Source organism: Undibacterium sp. WLHG33 (assembly GCF_049544815.1).
Lineage (GTDB): Bacteria > Pseudomonadota > Gammaproteobacteria > Burkholderiales > Burkholderiaceae_D > Undibacterium.
The window spans coordinates 488159-509151 of record NZ_CP186697.1 but is presented as its reverse complement, the minus strand read 5'-3'; the positions used below and the strand labels follow the sequence as shown (position 1 = coordinate 509151).

The 20993-nt window shown below is 50.8% G+C and carries 19 protein-coding genes; 1 reads left to right on the top strand and 18 read right to left on the bottom strand.

All coding sequences use genetic code 11. The features are described 5' to 3' along the window. Positions 1-134 precede the first annotated feature (134 nt). The 7 genes from ACOTSW_RS02335 to ACOTSW_RS02305 all read right to left on the bottom strand — a co-directional run bounded on the left by ACOTSW_RS02335 (position 135) and on the right by ACOTSW_RS02305 (position 9329). On the bottom strand, positions 135-1091 hold the full coding sequence (locus ACOTSW_RS02335) for a hypothetical protein (RefSeq protein ID WP_423680787.1): 957 nt from the start codon (positions 1089-1091) through the stop codon (positions 135-137). Positions 1092-1365: 274 nt separating this feature from the next. Further along, positions 1366-2142, bottom strand: a complete 777-nt coding sequence (locus ACOTSW_RS02330; RefSeq protein ID WP_423680786.1) for an enoyl-CoA hydratase — start codon at positions 2140-2142, stop codon at positions 1366-1368. 233 nt (positions 2143-2375) lie between these two features. Then, the gene (locus ACOTSW_RS02325) at positions 2376-3572 is read right to left on the bottom strand and encodes an acetyl-CoA C-acyltransferase (protein WP_423680785.1); all 1197 of its coding nucleotides are present in this window, start codon (positions 3570-3572) and stop codon (positions 2376-2378) included. Between the two features lie 14 nt (positions 3573-3586). Continuing rightward, the gene (locus ACOTSW_RS02320) at positions 3587-5974 is read right to left on the bottom strand and encodes a 3-hydroxyacyl-CoA dehydrogenase/enoyl-CoA hydratase family protein (protein WP_423680784.1); all 2388 of its coding nucleotides are present in this window, start codon (positions 5972-5974) and stop codon (positions 3587-3589) included. Positions 5975-6161: 187 nt separating this feature from the next. Then, a complete protein-coding gene (locus ACOTSW_RS02315) occupies positions 6162-7952 on the bottom strand; it encodes an acyl-CoA dehydrogenase C-terminal domain-containing protein (protein WP_423680782.1) in 1791 nt (596 codons plus the stop codon). Positions 7953-8038: 86 nt separating this feature from the next. After that, complete coding sequence (locus ACOTSW_RS02310) at positions 8039-8641, bottom strand: TetR/AcrR family transcriptional regulator (RefSeq protein ID WP_423682236.1); 603 nt, start codon at positions 8639-8641, stop codon at positions 8039-8041. Positions 8642-8924: 283 nt separating this feature from the next. Then, a complete protein-coding gene (locus ACOTSW_RS02305) occupies positions 8925-9329 on the bottom strand; it encodes an RNA-binding S4 domain-containing protein (protein WP_423680781.1) in 405 nt (134 codons plus the stop codon). Between the two features lie 267 nt (positions 9330-9596). On the opposite strand from ACOTSW_RS02305, the gene ACOTSW_RS02300 reads away from it, so the two are divergent. Beyond that, the gene (locus ACOTSW_RS02300) at positions 9597-10250 is read left to right on the top strand and encodes a TetR/AcrR family transcriptional regulator (protein WP_423680780.1); all 654 of its coding nucleotides are present in this window, start codon (positions 9597-9599) and stop codon (positions 10248-10250) included. Between the two features lie 188 nt (positions 10251-10438). Here ACOTSW_RS02300 and ACOTSW_RS02295 read toward each other — a convergent pair whose 3' ends face one another. The 11 genes from ACOTSW_RS02295 to ACOTSW_RS02245 form a co-directional block, all read right to left on the bottom strand. Next, positions 10439-11239, bottom strand: coding sequence for a DUF429 domain-containing protein (locus tag ACOTSW_RS02295; protein ID WP_423680779.1), 801 nt, complete (start codon positions 11237-11239; stop codon positions 10439-10441). Beyond that, positions 11236-12408: a cardiolipin synthase ClsB gene (gene clsB / locus ACOTSW_RS02290; protein ID WP_423680778.1), complete on the bottom strand. Its 1173-nt coding sequence runs from the start codon at positions 12406-12408 to the stop codon at positions 11236-11238. The genes ACOTSW_RS02295 and clsB overlap by 4 nt, the downstream gene beginning before the upstream one ends. 11 nt (positions 12409-12419) lie before the next feature. After that, a complete protein-coding gene (locus ACOTSW_RS02285) occupies positions 12420-13226 on the bottom strand; it encodes an endonuclease/exonuclease/phosphatase family protein (protein ID WP_423682235.1) in 807 nt (268 codons plus the stop codon). Between the two features lie 4 nt (positions 13227-13230). Beyond that, positions 13231-13680: a dihydroneopterin triphosphate diphosphatase gene (gene nudB, locus ACOTSW_RS02280; RefSeq protein WP_423680777.1), complete on the bottom strand. Its 450-nt coding sequence runs from the start codon at positions 13678-13680 to the stop codon at positions 13231-13233. 198 nt (positions 13681-13878) lie between these two features. Continuing rightward, a complete protein-coding gene (locus ACOTSW_RS02275) occupies positions 13879-14358 on the bottom strand; it encodes a cache domain-containing protein (protein ID WP_423680776.1) in 480 nt (159 codons plus the stop codon). A 289-nt stretch (positions 14359-14647) separates the two neighbouring features. After that, a complete protein-coding gene (locus ACOTSW_RS02270; protein WP_423682234.1) occupies positions 14648-15412 on the bottom strand; it encodes a CsgG/HfaB family protein in 765 nt (254 codons plus the stop codon). Between the two features lie 186 nt (positions 15413-15598). Further along, on the bottom strand, positions 15599-16126 hold the full coding sequence (locus ACOTSW_RS02265) for a GNAT family N-acetyltransferase (RefSeq protein ID WP_423680775.1): 528 nt from the start codon (positions 16124-16126) through the stop codon (positions 15599-15601). A 69-nt stretch (positions 16127-16195) separates the two neighbouring features. Beyond that, complete coding sequence (gene aspS, locus ACOTSW_RS02260) at positions 16196-18001, bottom strand: aspartate--tRNA ligase (RefSeq protein ID WP_423680774.1); 1806 nt, start codon at positions 17999-18001, stop codon at positions 16196-16198. Between the two features lie 70 nt (positions 18002-18071). Next, entirely contained in the window at positions 18072-18680 is a 609-nt protein-coding gene (locus ACOTSW_RS02255) for a DUF502 domain-containing protein (RefSeq protein ID WP_186896366.1), read from the bottom strand. 55 nt (positions 18681-18735) lie between these two features. Next, complete coding sequence (locus tag ACOTSW_RS02250) at positions 18736-19047, bottom strand: FmdB family zinc ribbon protein (RefSeq protein ID WP_423680773.1); 312 nt, start codon at positions 19045-19047, stop codon at positions 18736-18738. A gap of 168 nt (positions 19048-19215) precedes the next feature. Beyond that, positions 19216-20640 carry a sodium:solute symporter family protein gene (locus ACOTSW_RS02245; protein WP_423680772.1) on the bottom strand — a complete coding sequence of 475 codons (1425 nt, stop codon included), beginning with the start codon at positions 20638-20640 and terminating at the stop codon, positions 19216-19218. Positions 20641-20993: the final 353 nt, after the last annotated feature.

Genomic DNA, 20993 nt, shown 5'->3' with positions numbered 1-20993 from the left:
ATCGCATAGGAATGGACACAACGTCTGGCAGCATGTTGTGGCGCTCTCAAGGTGACGACGAAGATGACATTGTCCAAGGTTCGAATTTCTATTGACTGACGAGACGACACCACTTGCCCCCCTTGAAAACACAACTACTTCTCAGAAGTAAGTAGACATTTATATCCCGAAGCGATTGAATATGCATGGTTGCGGCCAGCAAGTGCTATCACTGTCTCCCCTTCAGCTACTTTCGACAAAAGTAGTTGTGCATAGTGAAAATCTCTGAATGCTTTCTCACGTCTTATGATTTCGTTCGTAAATCGACCGCCAGTGTCTTCCGATGATAGCAAGGGATTAAACCAAGTCGCTGGCGTTTGACGCCAATCGAAGTCAGGCCAAATCTTTCTAACTGCGACAGTCAGGTCGAGAATGTTTTTAATTGAGACAACATCATCCAATTCCCTGGCGATTTGATTCCACATCCTAAGCTTTTCGAACGTCGCATACTCGAGTCTCTCGCCTGAGGCCTTGTGTCGATCTCTTACGAGCTGAGCCTCGCGTAGAACCAATGTGAGTATGATCTGATCCGCGGAAAAGTACTTGCGTAGATTTAAATACAGTTCAGTATCGCGAGGTTCTAAAGGAAGTACGGTAACGCTACGCTCCCTCGCTATAAATCCGAGGTAGCTCGGCTCTCCGCGAGTTGCGATGACGGACTCCTTTTCTTCCGGCAACTTGCGCAAGTAGGACACGTCATTGACCTCTATGTATGACTCGCTGGGTTTCTCTTTATCGAAGGTGCTTTCGATTAAGTTGAAAAGACTGCGATCCGGCGATGTAACGTGTGGCACGCCCAAAAATATCAACTGTCCATTCGAAAGACTAGAGATCATCCGCACTTCATAAATGTCATCGCGTGGCTTCTGGGCACTCAGGTTTAGTGAACGTGTCCGCACAATCGTTCCGACAGGCTCATTCGTAACGGTAGTGTTCTGCAATTGGAAGCATCTTTCGAGTACATCCGGTGCAAGCTCATGCCCCTGACCTACTTGGGCGTGCGATGGGAGACAAAACAGCAAACTACCCAACAAGCACATTACAAATTTCATTGCGGTATACCACCTTTCCTTGCATCTCTAGTGCAATTTAATATTAAGTCTAGCCAGGGCGCTCACAGCAAAAAGAGTTGTCAGAACGAGCGTTTTGCGCAGATTTATCATTTGTGACCTGGTGTAAAACTAATTCGATGACCGGTCAACGTCTGCTGGTAAAACAAAACGGCAGCAATAAAGCCGCCGCTTGATTAAACAAATTCAACTACTTCGACAAAAATCTCAGCTTCTGTGGCACTTTACGACGCCAGATAAACAATTGATTCTGCTATCAGTTGAACTGACTGAAATCTGGTTTGCGTTTCTGAAAAAATGCCATAAATGCTTCCCTGGCTTCAGGGCCATGTAACATCGCAGCAAAATGCTTATTCTCTTCCAGCATTTTTGCACTCACTTCGGCAGGCTGGTTTGCTTTCATCAGACGTTTAGTAACACGTATCGACGCCGCAGGTAAGGCCACAATTTTTGCAGCGACTTGCTGCGCATACGGTAACAACTCTTCCAGTGGCACCACTTTGTTGACAAATCCCATCTCCAGCGCTTCTTGCGCGCTAAACGGTTCGCCCAACATCAATTTTTCAGCAGCGCGCTGATAGCCGACGATTTTCTGGAAAATCATACTGGAAGCGAATTCCGGGCATAAACCTAATTGCGTGAATGGCATGGACAACTTCGCATTATCGGCGAGATAAATCAGATCACAATGCATCAGCAAGGTTGTACCGATGCCGACTGCGGCGCCAGAAACAGCTGCAATTACCGGCTTCGAAGATTCATTCAGTGCCTGCATAAACTGATAAACAGGAGGTACTGCTTCTGAAGAAGCGAGAGAAGAGGCATTTTTCATGAAATCTTCAAGATCGTTACCGGCAGTAAAAATTTCTGGTTTGCCGGTAATCAGAATTGCTCGCACAGCATTGTCGCTCTCGGCGTCACGCAATGCATCGGCCATCGCCTGATACATTGCCGCGGTAATCGCATTTTTCTTTTCAGGGCGATTGAAGTTAATCGTCAGAATGCCATTTTCTTTATGCGTCAGGATATCCATTATTTTGTCTCTTCAAATCGATTATTGTTTTGGGGTGTTATGACCAGTCATTGTAAAGCCTGCTGTCAATGAGTATGAAGTTTTTCGAGATCCGCCTAATGCCGGTCGCAGCAATCATTTATATCCCGCTGTCAGAGCCGTCATTTCAGTTCAGTGCAACGACGGAACATCGCTTTAAAAAAAACGCGCAGAACAAGTATTCTGCGCGCTTTGATTTCGACCGGGCTTAACGCTTACATACGTTCGAAAATACCTGCAGCCCCCATACCGGTACCAACACACATCGTCACCATACCGTATTTCAGGTTGTTACGATGCAATGCATGGATGGTAGTTGCCGAACGGATCGCGCCAGTTGCGCCCAACGGGTGACCCAAGGCGATCGCACCGCCCATAGGATTCACTTTGGCTGGATCGAGACCGAGGTCTTGCACCACTGCCAGCGATTGTGCAGCAAACGCTTCATTCAGTTCAAACCAGTCGATCTGATCTTGTGTGATGCCAGCGGCTTTACATGCCGCTGGAATCGCTTCTTTAGGACCGATACCCATGATTTCCGGTGGTACGCCGCGGACTGCGAAAGAGGCGAAACGTGCCAACGGTGTCAGATTGAACTGTTTAAGAATTTTTTCACTGACGATCAACAATGCGCCTGCACCGTCAGAAGTCTGGGAACTGTTACCGGCGGTAACACTGCCTTTGGCGGCGAACACAGCTTTCAGTTTTGCCAGACCTTCCATTGACGTATCAGGACGTGCACCTTCGTCGCGTGTGACGGTGCGGGTTTTCAGTTCGATTTCGCCGGTCGCCAGATTCGGCACACGGTCGATAATATCCACGGAGGTGGTTTCTGCATCGAAATAGCCCGCATTTTGCGCAGCGATTGCACGTTGATGCGATTGCAAAGCAAAGGCATCTTGCGCTTCGCGCGATACTTTCCATTGCGCAGCAACTTTTTCTGCTGTCAGTCCCATACCGTAAGCAATACCGGCATTTTCGTCTTTCAGAATCGCCATATTCATGGATGGATTATTACCCATCATAGGAACCATGGACATCGATTCAACACCGGCAGCAATCATCACGTCAGCCTGACCGACGCGGATACGATCAGCCGCCATTGCCACGGCTGTAATACCGGACGCGCAGTAACGATTGATCGTCACGCCGCCGATCGTGTTAGGCAAACCTGCCAGCAGCACGCCCATACGCGCCAGATTCAGACCCTGAGCGCCTTCCGGAAATGAGCAGCCAACGATCACGTCTTCGATCAGTTTCGGATCGAAGTTAGGTACCTGTGCCACTGCTGATTGCAGTACACGCACCAACAGATCGTCAGGGCGGGTGTTACGGAACATACCGCGACCGGATTTGCCGATCGGCGTACGTGTAGCAGAGACGATATATGCGTCTTGAAGTTGTTTAGTCATTTTGAGTACTCCGATTAGTTGCGTACTGGTTTGCCGGTTTGCATCATGCCCATAATGCGCTCTTGCGTTTTAGGATGATTCAGCAATTCCATAAACGCTTTACGTTCCATGTCGAGCAACCATTGTTCGCTGACCAGACTGCCATTATCGATATCACCACCACATACCACTTCTGCAATCATTCTGCCGAGTTTGAAGTCATGTGCGGAGATAAAGCCACCATCACGCATATTGATGAGTTGTGCGCCTATCGTTGCAATGCCATGACGGCCAGTGACCGGCACCAGCTTTCTCATCGGTGCACGATAGCCTGCGTCAAACATCGCGCGCGCTTCCACCTTCGCCACATGCAGCAATTCATAAGGGTTGAACACGATGACATCGCTGTCAGACAGGTAACCCATTTTCTTCGCTTCCAGCGCAGATTTGGATACCGCTGCTGTCGCTGCATTGGTGAAGTAGTTTTTCAGGAATTGCAGTAAGTCTGTGCCTTTCGCATCCGCCGCAGCACGTACTGCGGCTTCTTTCAAGCCACCGCCACCAGGAACCAGACCAACACCGACTTCCACCAGACCAATATAGGATTCGATCGACGCCACGCGTTTTGCTGCGTGCATCATCAATTCGCAACCACCACCCAGTGCCAGGCCGGAAACGGCTGCCACGACAGGAATGTTCGCGTATTTCAATGCCTGATGCGCATTTTGCAGACGGGAAATCGCAGGCTCGATCGCTTTTACACCACCGGACATGAACAACGGCAGCATCGCTTGCAGGTCAGCACCCGCAGAGAACGCACCGCCGTCAGCTGCATCCGCGCTCCAGATCACCAGACCTTTGAAGTTTTTCTCGGCTTCAGCAATCGCTTTTTCCATGCCTTCGATGACGCCCGGGCCAATTACGTGCATCTTCGTTTTCATCGACAGAATCAGCACGTCATCGTTCTGATGCCAGATACGGACGGAGTCATCTTCGAAGAATGTTGTGCCAGCAGTTGCACCAGTCGCTGCGCCGGTGCCGAGCACAGGAGCACGGAACGCCTGACGGTCATACACCGCCAGTTTGGAACGCGGTACATAAGTGCTGCTTGCTGGCGACCATGAGCCTTCGGCTGTGTGGACGCCTGTGCGGCCATCGAATACCCACGCTGGCAACGGTGCATTACACAATGCTTTACCAGCGTCGATATCTTCCTTGACCCAGCCTGCCACTTCCTGCCAGCCGGATGCCTGCCAAGTTTCGAACGGACCTACCTGCCAGCCGAAACCCCAGCGCATTGCGAAGTCGATATCGCGTGCATTGTCGGCAATCGTTGCGCCATGCACAGCGATATAGTGGAAAGCATCGCGGAAAATCGCCCACAGGAACTGTGCCTGTACATTGGTCGATTCACGCAGGGTCTTCATTTTCTTGACCGGATCTTTTTCTTTCAGCATGCGGGCAACAACGTCGTCCGCTTTCGCGCCACCAGTGACATATTGTGTCGTCGCAAAATCCAGACGCTGAATGTCTTTGCCTACTTTTTTGTAGAAACCAGCACCGGTTTTGGCACCGAGAGCACCAGCAGCGACCAGCTTCGCCAATACTTCCGGTGTTTTGTAGACTGCGAAGAACGGATCGTCTGCGAGGTTATCCTGCATGGTCTTGATCACATGACCCATGGTATCGAGACCAACCACGTCAGCAGTACGGAAAGTACCGGACGATGCACGGCCGAGTTTTTTACCTGTCAGATCATCAACAACGTCAACGGTCAGACCAAATTTTTCTGCTTCATAAATCGTTGCCAGCATACCGAAAATACCGACGCGGTTCGCGATGAAGTTTGGTGTGTCTTTCGCACGTACCACGCCTTTACCCAGCGTCGTTGTCAGGAAGCCTTCGAGCTGATCAATGATTTCTGCACGGGTAGCCACGGTAGGAATCAGTTCCACCAGGTGCATATAGCGTGGTGGGTTGAAGAAATGCACGCCGCAGAAGCGCGCTTTCAGTTCTGCATCGAAGCCTTCGGACAAGGCCGTGATGGACAAACCGGATGTGTTGGAAGCGAAAATCGCGTTTGGTGCAATGTGTGGTGCGACCTTTTTATACAGGTCATGTTTCCAGTCCATACGCTCAGCGATCGCTTCAATAATCAGATCGCAACCAGCGAGTACGTCGAGGTTGTCTTCGTAATTAGCGACTTCGATCAGAGCGGCATCATCTTTGTTGCCCAAAGGAGCAGGATTGAGCTTTTTCAGGTTGTCGATCGCACGCAGAACGATGCCGTTTTTCGGACCTTCTTTAGCAGGCAGATCAAACAGAACGACAGGTACTTTTGCATTGACGCAATGTGCTGCAATTTGCGCACCCATAACGCCGGCGCCGAGAACGGCGACTTTTTTAACGATGAAATTGGTCATTTTTAACCTCGGTTAATTTCGTAAAACAACGAAAAGCAAATTTTTCAGATGCGGACCTCGGAGAGAGGTTGGAACGAGTGACAGATGAAGCAACTTCGGTGGATATTCTGCTACCGAAGAGCTTCAATCTGATGACATTCATCCGCTAACGGTAAGACTCTCCGTTTAACGGGAGAGTCTTACCGCATCAGAACAGATCTGCTTCGAGAGACAACAGATTAGCGGAGCCGGAACGTGCCTGACGGATCAGCATCGCTGTTTCAGGATACAGACGGGCAAAGTAGAAACGTGCTGTTGCCAGTTTCGCTTTGTAGAAGGTATCGCCGGAATCTTGTTTTGCCAGAGCGATTTTTGCCATTTGTGCGAAGAAATAGCTGTACACCAGATGGCCAACCACACGCAGGTAAGGTACGGCAGCAGCGCCGACTTCATCCGGATTCTGGAAGGCTTTCATGCCGATTTCCATCGTCAGCTTCGTCACTTTGTCGCCGATTTCAGCCAGCGGAGTGATGAACTCTGCCAGTGCCTCGTCGGTACCGTTCGCTTCCACGAATGCCTGCACTTTCGCGCCGAATTTACGCAGTTTCGCGCCATTGTCCATCAGGATTTTGCGACCCAGTAAATCGAGTGACTGAACAGTGTTTGTACCTTCGTAAATCATGTTGATACGGGCATCACGTACGTATTGCTCCATGCCCCATTCAGCGATGAAACCGTGACCGCCATAGACTTGCAGACATTCGGAGGTCGCAGTCCATGCGTTATCGGTCATGAAGGCTTTGATGACCGGTGTCAGCAACGCAACTTCATCTGCACAGTCTTTACGCACTTGTTCGTCAGGGTGATTCAGCTCTTTATCCAGTTGCAGCGCAACGTAGGAACTGAATGCACGACCAGCCTCAGCATAGGCTTTCGCTGTGAGCAACATACGACGCACGTCAGCGTGAACGATAATCGGGTCAGCGGCTTTGTCCGGTGCTTTCACGCCGGACAGGCTGCGCATCTGGATACGGTCTTTCGCATAGACCAGCGCGTTTTGATACGCGACTTCAGTCAGACCCAGACCTTGCATACCGACGCCGAGACGAGCAGCATTCATGAACACGAACATCGCATTCAGACCCTTGTGCGGGCCACCAATCAGCCAGCCGGTCGCACCGTCCAGATTCATCTGGCAAGTGGAGTTAGCGTGGATACCCATTTTTTCTTCGATCGCGCCGCAGAAAATCGGATTGCGCGCACCCAGTGTGCCATCGGCATTCGGCAGGAACTTAGGCACAACAAACAGGGAAATACCTTTGGAGCCTTCTGGTGCATCCGGCAAACGTGCCAGTACCAGATGAACGATATTTTCAGCAACATCGTGCTCACCGGCAGAAATAAAGATTTTCGCGCCCGTTATTTTGTAAGAACCATCTGCTTGCGGTTCTGCCTTAGAACGCAGCAAACCCAGATCCGTACCGCAGTGTGGCTCGGTCAGGCACATCGTACCAGTCCACTCACCGGAAACCAGCTTAGGCAGATACAGCGCTTTTTGCTCAGGTGTGCCGTGTTCGTGAATACATTCGTAAGCGCCATGCGACAAGCCAGGATACATAGTCCATGCCTGATTCGCCGAGTTCAGCATTTCATAGAAAGAGTTATTGATGACGACTGGCAAACCCTGACCACCGAATTCCGGATCGCAGGACAATGCTGGCCAACCCGCTTCTACGTACTGTTTGTAGGCTTCTTTAAAGCCTTTTGGTGTCGTAACAGTGTGAGTTGTTTTATCGTGGTGGCAACCTTCGCGGTCACCGGAATGGTTCAGCGGGAAAATGACTTCAGAACTGAATTTGCCGCCTTCTTCCAGAATCTGATTGATGATGTCGGCATCCACTTCAGCATGCTTAGGCAGTTGCTTGAGTTCAGATTCAACATTCAATAATTCGTGCAACACGAACTGCATATCACGCAATGGAGCGATATATTGACCCATAATTTTCTCCTGACGGCAAAGTTAGTACATTAGATTGAGAAACAAAATTTGGCTTACAACAAAAACACAAGCTGACGACAGTGACCTCAGTCTTTTGAAGCCGCTGGCGCGTAATATTCGATCATTCGTTCAAATCCGGCCTGAGCACGGTCCACACTTCCAGGTTTGCGCAAAAACCGCGCATCATGATGCAGAGCGAGTATCAGTCCATACATTTCATACACGATCTGATCGGCATCCACATTGGCATTCAGATGACCAAGCTGGATCGCCTGACTTGCAGCGCGGTGCAATGCGCCCTGCCAGGCTTTCACCATGCCGACCAGTTCATCACGGATAGGTCCCTGACGATCATCGTATTCGGCTGCACCACTGATATAAATACAACCAGAGGCAATTTCAACCGTCACACGTTTAATCCACAATGCAAACATCGACTGCAAACGCGGCAAACCACGCTCTTCTTTCATGCTCGGGTAGAACACTTCCTGTTCAAAGTGATGGTGATACAGCTTCAGCACTTCGATCTGCAAATCCTCGCGCGAACCGAAATGCGCAAAAACACCGGACTTGCTCATGTTCATCTTATCGGCCAGCAAACCTATCGTCAGACCTTCGATGCCGTCACGACTGGCGGCGTCGAGTGCAACATCCAGAATGGCGGCGCGAGTCAGTTCTCCCTTACGCATGAATTTCGATGTCATATTCATATTACATTGTTTTTATTGAAATGCTTCCTGCTTACATAAAACATGTAAACCAGTGAATTAATCGAACGCTCGTACTATTAAGCAGAGCGCATTAAAAGTCAAACCAGATTCCGTCTTTAGAGGAGAGTATCTATTTGTTTTACAGATGTTCCGCCTGCCTATTTTTTGGGCATTATTAACCACATTCCTCTCTGAGATGTCGCTCGCAACAGCATCGCTGTCAACGCTGCTGCTCTACTCTGCAATAGAGCCTTCCCTCAAATCAGCCACGGGTAAAATCGATCTGTCGCCGGTCCCGTTTGGTCGGTCGCCCCTGCAACTGCGCGGCTGGTTCACGGAAGTATTTTCTGTCTTCTGCCGCCTGACTGCGCTTTGCCAGACTCTCTGCCGTTTCCTCGTATAAAGTCTGAGCAACGGCGGCCGGTCCGCGCACATCCGCTACGCGCAGCACTCTGACCTGCCAGGTTTGTTCACCGTGTTGTACTTCGAGCAGATCGCCGGTTTTTACGCTGTGTGCGGGTTTGATGCGCTGCTCGTTCTGCAAAACACGCCCCAGTTCAACGGCATGCGTTGCCAGGCTGCGGGTTTTAAAGAACCGCGCGGCCCATAGCCATTTATCGATGCGGGTCGCTTCGCTTTTGTCACTTTTGTCGGTTTTGACGTTCATGTCTCTCACTCTGGGCTCACGGCTGGCACAGCTGTGCGATGTGTGACCGGCGACTGCAGAGTCGCTGCTGCCAGATCCGTACGTTCATTCTATTTTGAAGCAATGTATTGCAGCCCGACCGCAAATACAAGGGCTTTATACAGTCCTCACCGGAACACCAACGGATTCGCTGACTTATGTTGCAGCGCGCATAGACAAGCTTTAGCACGACCGTACAATTCACGACACCTTACTGTTGGCATAGACGTTTGCACCTCGGGATCTGTGATGAGCTCAGTTGATGATTTAAACGGCAAAAAGCGTGCCATTCTGATCGCAGCCGAAAAATGCTTTGCAGCGCAGAGCTATGAAGGTGTGTCGATTCGCGACATCGCACATGAAGCCGCCGTTCCCGTCGCACTGGTCGGATATTACTTCGGTGCAAAAAATGAGCTGTACCACGCGATCTTTGAATACCACAGCAGCTATCTGGCCGAGCGCCTAGACAAATTACGTCACGCGCGCCAACAAGCCAGGAACGACAACATGCTTGATGCCGTCATTGCCGCCTTCATTTTGCCGACCCTGCAACTGAATCAACATCCAGAAGGCAAGTATTTCTGCCGCATGGTCATGCGCGGTGCCATCGACCAGCACGAAGCCAGCGAACGTATTTATCAGGATTTTTACGAACCGATGGCGAAAGAATTTATCGCTGCACTGCGAGACGCGCTGCCTGACGCCAGCGCCGACAGCATTTGCTGGAGTTATCAATTCACGCTCGGAGCGCTGTTACACCATGTGGTCGATACCAGTCTGCCACGTCTGGTGACCTCACCGCGCACCGACAAGCTGAATCTGAATGCCGCACCGTATTTACTGAAATTCATCAGCAGTGGCATACGCGCCACCACCGATACGGGTGTCGCTGAGGAAAATTAAGGATACTCCCCCCTGTTTTTATTAAAAACGCCTTCATCTCCTTGAGAATAAAGGGCTTTAAAACATACTAGGGGGGAGTATATTTAGCGTCAAAAACCGCTGAATTACCAACTTAGCGATGCTGACGCCGGATAGTCATACAAGGTCGGCAGAAGTTGGGCGCAAATCAGACCTCTGCCAGACCAGATTCAGGCGCCGACGATCCAGCCTTCGAGTGCATCAAATACCGGCAAACCATAATTCTGCTCACGCCGTTGCCACGCCCATGCAGCCAGCATCAGACAGAGCACGGCGTCCAGCTGATCGGCGCTGCCATCGTCGATCAGCACATCGCGGAACTGTCCGGCATCCAGCCGAATCTGCCACGGGGTAGCTCCCTGCTCCAGCGCAGCCACGATACGCTCACGCGCAAGGCGACGTTCCGGCGTTTGCTTCGCCTTATCGTCACTCTTATACGAAGCGCTGGTGATACTGCGTGCAACCATGCCCGGATAAGCTTCCAGCGCAATGCGTTGCGGATCACCGGCAACCATGCCGGGAATGCTGACCCCGGCGGCCAGCAAGCGCGGCGCACCCGCGTGCAACATATACGCGACCGGCGGATTAACCCATTTCATCGACGGCGACGAGCCTGCCGGAATATCGGTTGCCCGGTGCGCGAACTTAGCACCGACCGGACGAGCGTCGCAAAAAGCTTTGAATTGCAGCCGCATCTCTGCACGTGTGATGGTCGTCAAATGATGCATCAGGGCTGACCATTCCTGCGGCCAGTGCAGATGTGTCAACAATTCGCGTGGTAAAGAAAATGGCAGATCAAAGCCTGCCAGCCACGGCCCGTCATGTTTTAACCATGCATCAAACGCGGCAAAATCGGATATGGATTGCAAGTGGTCGAGACATAAAACACCGGATCGCAGCGCGCCGCTGGCGATGGTGATCGCCTTGCGTTTCGACGGTGCAGAAGTGAAATCAACGCCGTGCAGCCTCATCCGTAGCTACCCAGCGTGACGATGCGCATCAGACCGCGATACACCAGATACACAGTGCCATACCAGGCGCGCCGGTACCAGGCTCGATTGACATAATCCTCCAGCAATACTTCAACACCGTCGTTGATGCCTTGCTGCAGTTCAGCCCTCAGACGATGATTAAAATGCTTGTCACGAATCACAACATTCGCCTCGTGATTGACAAACAGGCTCAGTCCGTCGAAGTTACTGGAACCGACGGTTGCCCAGTCGTCGTCAATCACCGCTACTTTCGCATGCAATTGCGTTTTTCTGTATTCAACGATGCGCACGCCTTCTACCAGTAATTTCGGGTAATACGAATGTGCGACTGCATCCTGCAAAAGAAACTGATTGACCCCGATCAGCAGCGTCACGTTCACCCCGCGTGACGCTGCTGAAATCAGGGCACGCCGGAATTTTCTGCCCGGGGCAAAATAGGGCGTCACCAGTACCGCGCTCCGGCGCGCATTGCCCAGCGCATGCAAATAAGCTTTCTGTATGGTCGCGCGATTACGCAGATTATCGCGAACCACCAGCGCCGCGCGGCTAAGGTGTCGAAGCTGGCTGCGTGAGACTTTTGCATCGCTACGGAGATCACGGATCAGACCGATACGTGACAGCAGACCAAGCCGGCCGGCGCGGCGCCACTGCGCATCGGCTTCCAGATGAATATGCGTGACCAGCGGCCCACTGATCGCAACAGCAAAATCCCAGCGCGGAAATGGCAGAATATCTGCCCAGCCATCGTCGGAAATATCGTCACCGATAATATTGAAGCCACCGAGAAACGCACGTTGCCTGTCGATCACACAGATTTTTCTGTGAGTGCGCGCCCAGCCGCGCCGGAACCACGGATTAAAGCAACGGCACTCAACACCGGCCGCCACCAGCAACGCCGTCAGTCGCAAGGCCTGATCGCGCCCGCTGCCCAGCCAGTCGATCACCACGCGTACCACAACACCGCGCTGCGCTGCTGCGATCAGGGCATCACGTACCTGCGTTGCCGTATCATCACTGGCAAAAATATAGGTTTCGAGACAGATCTCGTGTTGCGCCTGCGCTATCGCCGCCAGCAAGACAGAAAAATACTCTCCGCCGGAATGCAGGAGCCGTACGTCATTACCATCGATGTAATGAAGCTTTTTCATGCCTCAGCACATCAGCGAAGATGACGCAATTCAAGATGCGCCACGATAGGAACGTGATCGGATAATTTGCGCCAGGGATCGCCGGTCATCACATTGGCTGCAGCGATCTGAAAGCCACGCAAATAGACGCGATCCAGACACAGCCAAGGAAAACCCGCAGGAAATGTGCGGGCATGAGCAGCGCCTGACTGCGAAAATAAATGAGCGAAACCCTTGCGCTGAAATTTCTCAGCGCCATGCTGACCGTCCACATCAAAAGCTTCAACCACGCCCAGCTGTTCATACAATGCGCCACTCAGACGCTGATTCCAGTCATTAAAATCACCGGCAATAATCAGCGGCGCATCCACTGGTGTATCACGCTGTATGGTGTCAATCAGCGCCTGAATCTGACGCCTGCGGCTGGCCGCAAATAATCCCAGATGGATCACAAAACAATGAATATCCACCTGCCCTGCACGCACCACGGCATGCAGAATGCCGCGTTGTTCATACGCATGATCAGAGACATCGTGATTCACATGTGTGGTAATCGGAAAACGACTGAGCAAGGCATTACCGTGATGTCCGTGCTCATAAACCGCATTCATACCATACGCGACATGATGCGAGGCACCGGCCAGAAATTCATGCTGCCCCTCCTGCGGCCAGCTGATATGCCGCCTGGCATGCATATCATGCTGTCCCTGCACTTCCTGCAGGAATACCATATCCGCATCCAGCGCGGCAATCGCTTCTTTAATGCTGTGTATGCGCTCATGCCTGCCAAAAGCGCTGACACCTTTGTGTATGTTGTAGGTCGCAATGCGTAGCTTCATCATTTCAGTTCCGGGTCAGTTCCGGCAGCAACAGTATTGCTTCTGCATTCGATGCAGAAAAACAGCGGTCTGCAGCTGCTTTCCACGGTAGCCACTGATATTGCAAGTGCTCACGCGGTGCCAGTCGCACCGTGACGTCCGGGCTGACACATAAGCCAAACACGTGTTCCGTGTTATGGGTGACGCCGGGAGCGTAACGATGGCGCCAGACAGGATAAATTTCATAGACGTTCGATAATTGCCAGTCGCTTAGCACAAACTGCGTGGCATCGATGCCGGTTTCTTCTGCCACTTCGCGTATAGCGGTGGTAAGCAGGGCTTCGTCCGGCGTATCTTTCGAGCCGGTGACGGATTGCCAGAAACCGGGTTTATCAGCGCGTTCAATCAAGAGTACATCGAGTGCCGGGGTGTAAATCACCACCAGCACAGATTCAGGAATTTTATACTGGGACATGATGCTCATGGGTGCGTATGCTCAGGCATACCGATTTCGTCAATCACACCATTTTAGCGCCTTTAGCTCAGGATTTTTTCTATCGTTCAAAGTAAAACGCTGTTCCGGAATGATTATTCACGGAACAGCGTTTTACTCAGCCCACATCTGAAATCGCGTATGCAATCCTGATCGACGACGGGCGATTTCAGAGGCAAATTATTTGCTGACGTAGGTACCAACGCACACAATCGTATCGCCGGCACCGCGTTCACAATAAGAACGTTTCAGATCATACGATTTCGTCGCCGGATTATTAAATTTGTACGGACCGTACCAGCCTTTTGAAGACGCCTTGACGGTATCGATCATCCCTTTGATAAAGGCATTGCCATCAACATCTTTCATCGACAACAGATTTTTGCCAACCATTTTGGCATTCGCCCCCTGTGCCAGGCAATTTCCCTCAAAGTCATACACAAAAACGTACAGATCTTTATAATTAAACGTCGCATCAGGATGCTCGGTGAATGCTTTATAAGCTTTCTCCGTCCCCGCAGACTTCACCAGCGCCACAGCCTTTTTCACCATCTCCTGCGCTTCCGCCTCAGTACCATGTTCCGAAGCTGAAGCGACTGACGTCATCGCAACACTCGCCAAGATTGCGACCGGCAATGTATTCTTAAATACATGCTTCATTTTTTCTCCCTGAAATAAGTTATTTTTCTGATCAGACACTAACATCTCTCGTTACTACTGTTTCTTTATAGCAGCAATTTCTTATCCATCTATGTGATGAAACAAGAGTTCACATTGTTATATTGACGTGGTGTCAATAAAGTCGGAACTGTGAAGGCTAGCGATTGATCGTCTATTTATTTTGTGACGTTGGCGTACATCTGCGGAAGGACAACTCACATCTGTGAAGAAAAAAGGGTTCGCGATGCGAACCCTGAATAAATTTTTTTGACCGACAGAAAATACATGATCAATTCTTCAGCGGCACCGCCGGCGGTAACTCTTTACTCTGCAACATTCTGATCTGCGGTACCAGTTTATTATGTGCATCAAGAAAGGCAGCTACGATCACTTTCGCTTCATTGGTATTACTCCATCCGGCTCCCAGTCCGCCAATACCACCTCCGAAACTGAGCCCCCCCATGCCGAGATCGGTCGTTTTCGCAGCGCCGGTTGCCGCCGCTATTTGCTCGGTTGTTTCGTTATCAGTCACCAGCAATGCGACCTGTGCTTCTTTAAAACTGACCTTTTCTGCATACCCGGTAAAATTTTTCAGAAAAGGAATCATACCCATAATCGCTCCAAGCACGCCGCCTGCCTTGCTTTCGGAAAAAGTCAGGCTGGGCGTCATGGTGTATTGCGCTTCATAGCCTTTGCCTTTTTGCACCGTGGTGTTTTTGCGGATAATGCCCTGCGCCTGCAAATCCTGCTCTTGTATCACCGCTTTCAGGCCAGATGCCCTGTCAACAACGCGGAAACATCCGCTCTGCTGCGCCAGTAAACGAATCAGTGGCACTGGTGAGGCTGGCAAATTATAAGAGCTTTGTAAAGTGTAACCAGTCGGATTTTCTACCAGCGCCAGGGTAGCAACGGGAGCGTCACATTTCACCAGAGACTTACTCGCCCCCTTCGCTCCAGCCGGCCCCGCAGCACCTGTGACTTCCGAAGAACCTTGTCCGAGTTCGGTCTTTTTTTCACCGCAGGCACTCAGTCCGAGTACGGAAAAACCCAGCATAGCAATGACACCACAACGGGATGCAGACAGACGATATTTGATCACGACAAAACCTGTTTTATAAAAAATGAAACTGCCGAATTTACACGAGATTGCCCGCTGCTGAGTCAAACCCGATATGTAAAATTCGTAACAATTTATGTTTCAGAGCGATGTCTCAATTGCATCACTTCTCTGCACTCGTTCTTAAGCTGCACTTTGTGTTTGTAACATGATCCAGTTTTTATGCCGGGTCTGCCCTAAGTCAAAATAGATCTCGCCACACTGCTGGTATTGATGTTTCAAATAAAACTGCATCGCTTTGCTATTTTCCGCATTGACACTCAACCACAAGCGACTGCCTTGTGCTGCAGCCAGTTGTCCGGCACGTTGCAATAATGCGGTACCAAGACCATTGCCTGCAAAATGTGCCTGCACATATAAAGTCTTTAATTCAACCTGGCTGTCGTCATATGTCGGGCATGGACTATCCGTATCCACCAATGCCAGCGCGAGCAAATATTGCTGCTGTTCTGCCACCAGTAACTGCTGCGAGGCCTGCTGCATACATTGCAGAAAATAAGCGGGCGTCAGGTTTGCCAGGACATAACTCGCAATCTCGTCATTAATGCCCTGCTTCGCATAGGTATGCGTCCATACCTGCGCTGCCAGCACCGCCAGACGGGGAGCATCTGCCGGAGTGGCGAGGCGAATCTGTGTCGTGGAATTGAGCATAGTTCAATTTTTCAAAAAAGATGGCGAAAAAAAAGCGCGGAATCCGCGCTTTTTTTAATCTGCAATCACTCAGGCTTTGATTGCTGGCTCTGTCGCACGCAAACGGATGTGCAATTCGCGTAATTGCTTTTCGTCGACTTCTGAAGGTGCTTGCGTCAGCAGACATTGCGCACGCTGTGTTTTCGGGAAAGCGATTACGTCGCGGATTGATTCTGCGCCCGTCATCATCGTCACAATACGGTCCAGACCGAAAGCCAGACCACCATGCGGCGGCGCACCGTATTGCAAGGCATCCAGCAGGAAACCGAATTTCAACTGAGCTTCCTCATCATTGATCTTCAATGCGCGGAATACTTTACTTTGAACATCGGCACGGTGAATACGGACGGAACCGCCACCAAGCTCCCAGCCATTGAGCACCATATCGTAAGCCTTAGCGATACATTTGCCCGGATCACTTTCCATCAGATCTTCATGACCATCTTTTGGTGCAGTGAACGGATGATGTGTCGCAGTCCAGCGATCATTATCTTCATCGTACTCAAACATCGGGAAATCGATCACCCACAATGGTTTCCAGACATCTTCAAACAAGCCGTTGGCTTTACCGAATTCACTATGGCCGATCTTGATGCGCAAAGCACCGATCGCATCGTTGACGATTTTCGCTTTGTCTGCACCGAAGAAAATCAGATCGCCGTCTTTAGCGCCAGTGCGAGTCAGGATTTCTGTCAGTGCTGCATCATGAATATTTTTGACGATAGGCGATTGCAAACCGTCACGGCCTTTTGCCAGTTCATTGACCTTGATGTAAGCCAGACCTTTAGCGCCATAAATCGCAACAAATTGCGTGTACGCATCGATCTCGGAACGTGGCATGTTCGCACCACCCGGCACCAGCAAACCAACCACACGGCCGTTTTTCATATTGGCGGCGCCAGAGAACACTTTGAAATCCACATCCTTCATCACATCTGTCAATTCAGTGAATTGCAGCTTGACGCGCATATCTGGTTTGTCGGAACCATACAGACCCATCGCTTCGGCAAAGTCCATCACCGGGAATGGATTCGGCAGGTCGATATCCAGTGTATTTTTGAAGACCAGACGAATCATGCCTTCAAACATGTCGCGAATTTCCTGCTCATTCATGAACGATGTTTCACAATCGATCTGAGTAAATTCTGGCTGACGGTCAGCGCGCAGATCTTCATCACGGAAGCATTTGGTGATCTGGTAGTAGCGGTCAAAGTTAGCCACCATCAGCAATTGTTTGAACAACTGCGGCGATTGCGGCAACGCAAAGAAGTTACCCGCATTCACACGAGACGGCACCAGATAATCACGCGCGCCTTCCGGTGTGGATTTGGTCAGCATCGGTGTTTCGATATCGATGAAGCCGTTGGCATCAAGGAACTTACGCACTTCCATCGCGACTTTGTAACGCAGACGCAGATTGTTTTGCATTTGCGGACGACGCAGATCCAGCACGCGATGAGTCAGGCGTGTGGTTTCGGACAGATTGTCATCATCCAGCTGGAACGGTGGCGTGACGGAAGGATTCAGCACTTCAACGTTGTGTGCCAGCACTTCGATCTTGCCGGATTTCAGATTGGCGTTACCGGTTCCCTCAGGACGGCTGCGTACAACACCGGTGATACGCAGACAGAATTCATTACGCACGGATTCTGCAGCAGCGAAAACATCGGCACGATCAGGATCGCAGACCACCTGCACCAGACCTTCACGGTCGCGCAGATCAATAAAAATCACACCGCCGTGATCACGACGACGATGAACCCAGCCGCACAGGCTGACGGTTTGGCCGAGTAATTCCTCAGTAGTGAGGCCGCAGTAATGGGTACGCATGGACATAATTTCTTACCTGTCTGTATTCAAAATTTAAAATGAGTCGATCAAGCGGCAACTTGTGGCTGCAAGATCTTTATTTCTTCTCGGTGGGGAGATGCTCGGGAGCCACCACGCCCATGGAAACAATATATTTGAGAGCCGCATCGACACTCATATCCAGCTCTATCGCATCCGCCTTCGGCACCATCAGGAAAAAACCTGAGGTCGGGTTCGGTGTCGTCGGTACATAAACGCTGACAAAATCGCCTTGCAGATGATTGACCACATCACCGCCCGGCACACCGGTCAGAAAACCGATGGTCCAGCAATCACGGCGCGGATATTCAATCAATACGGCTTTACGGAAAGCATTACCGGATGAGGAAAACAAGGTATCGGACACTTGTTTAACGCTGGAGTAAATCGAATTCACAATCGGAATCCGGTTCAGCAAACCTTCCCAGATACGCACAACATAATTGCCGATGAAATTTCGTGTCAGCAAGCCTGTCACAAAAACAATCAACACTGTCAGTAAGGCACCCAGACCGGGCACCTTGGTACCGAACACCACTTCAGGCCGCCATTGCTCCGGCAGCAGCAGCAAAGACTGATCCATGGTTGTGATAATGGCGTGCAACACCCAGAAGGTGATACCCAGAGGAACCAGAATCAGCAAACCGGTAATGAAATATTTACGCATAGTGTTCAGTCAAGCTCAGTCTAAGTAGTGTTTCATTCTGCATCGTTGACAACGATCAGGTCGATGTCTTGTCGCTGGCCGCAGCCGGTACTGCTGATGTTTCTGTAGCAGCTGTGGTGCTTCCTGCGGCGCTGCCAGCATCTGTTGCCACTGCCGGTGCGGAGGTCCCTGCAGAACCACCGGAACCACCTCGGAAATCCGTGACATACCAGCCCGAACCTTTCAGCTGAAAGCCAGCGGCAGTGACTTGTTTCTTAAATGATGCTTTGCCACAAGAAGGACAATCTGTCAGCGGTGCATCGGAAATTTTTTGCAATACGTCTTTGGCAAAACCACACTCTTCACAACGATAAGCGTAAATCGGCATACTCTCGCCCTAAAAAAACTGATAAAACCCTGAATTATAAAGGTTTTCAACTGAAATTTGCGCATTGCATCAACAAGCTGCGCGCTCAGTACCGGGAAACGCTGACCTGCATCGCTGACAAGCGGCGTTCCTGAGGCGGGCAGACTGACCTGCCTCAGAATGGAAAAATCAGAGCGACGTGGCGTTTGCCTTGTATTGCGGCAACAGCGAACCGACGATCATTCCAGCCATACTCATCAACACCCCGACCAGTTGCGGTGGCCAGAAACCTTCCGGCGCCGTCAGCTCCAGCGCAATCCAGCAAGTAATGCCGAAAATAATCGACACCAGCCCGCCCTGCGCCGTTGCACGTTTCCAGTACAAGCCGAACGCCAGCGGCACAAATGCAGCCACCAGCGTCACTTTGTAAGCATTTTCCACCATCTTGTAGATGCTCGACTCGGTATTCATGGCAAAGATGGTCACGATTGCAGTAAATACCAGTACCACGACCCGCATCATCAACAGGAACTGTTTATCTGACTGCTTCGGAAAAAATGGTTTCAGAATATTTTCTGAGAACGTGACCGACGGTGCCAGCAGGGTCGCACTGGCGCAGCTCTTAATCGCCGACAGCAACGCGCCGAAAAACATCACCTGCGCCAGCATCGGCACTTTATTCATGATCAGCGTCGGCAAGATCAGCTGCGAATCCTTATCGATCAGACTCTCTACCATGCCGGGATCAATCAGCGTGGCGGAATACGCGAGGAACATGGGAATAAACGCAAAGCAAAAATACAAAACACCGCCGAGTATCGACGCATTTCCGGCAATTTTTTCATTTTTCGATGAGGCAACGCGCTGAAAAACGTCTTGCTGCGGTATCGACCCCAGCATCATCGTGATCCAGGCGGCAAAGAACCACAGCATTTCCCTTGCGGTCGGTGACGGCCAGAATTCAAATTTTCCTGTCGCCGCCGCGTGCTCAATCACGACACCGGCGCCACCCACCATGCCGGACACTTCCCAGCCTATATAGACCATGCCGACCACGATAATGATCATTTGCAGAAAATCGGTAATCGCCACCGACCACATGCCACCCATCAGCGTGTATACCAGCACGCTGGCTGCACCAATGATCATGCCGGTATCCATACCGATGTAACCACCGGAGACTACATTGAACACCAGCCCCAGCGCCTTGATCTGCGCCGCAACCCAGCCCAGATACGAAATCACGATACACAAAGTGACCAGAATTTCGACCGTACGACCAAATTTATTCCGGTAATAGTCGCCTATCGTCAGCAGATTCATGCGGTACAGCGGTTTCGCAAAAAACAAACCAACCAGCACCAGACACAAAGAGGAACCAAACGGGTCAGCCACCACGCCTTTTAAACCTTCTTTGACGAAAGTAGACGAAATACCCAACACCGCTTCAGAGCCGAACCAGGTCGCAAATACGGTGGCAGTCACTACGTACATCGGTAAAGAACGCCCGGCAACAGCAAAGTCCTTGGAGTTATTCACGTAGCGCGCCGCATACAGGCCTATGCCGACCGAGATAACCCAATACAGGATAACGAACCAGATAAGTGTATTCATGAAGTTGCGTGTGTCAGGAAACCAATAAAAAAACCCGCGAATTTGGAGCGGGCATTATAAAGACATAGGAGACGAGAATATACAGTGAATAATCACTATTTATGTAGAGAAAATCATCAGTTTCCGGCCTCGCGGCGGCGATCTGTGGCGATCTGGGATGTTCGCCACCGTCTACATACCGGCAATGATGTCTTCTACTGTCATATCCACGTAACACTGAACCGATATAGTGTTCACCAGACATGTGAACGTCTCCCCTCGGATTAACCATCCATTCGGCAGCCTGCGAAGGCTGCTTTTTTTTTTGCATTTTTTATTCTCTAGCGAAAAAATCCCGCCAACAGAGAGGGTAT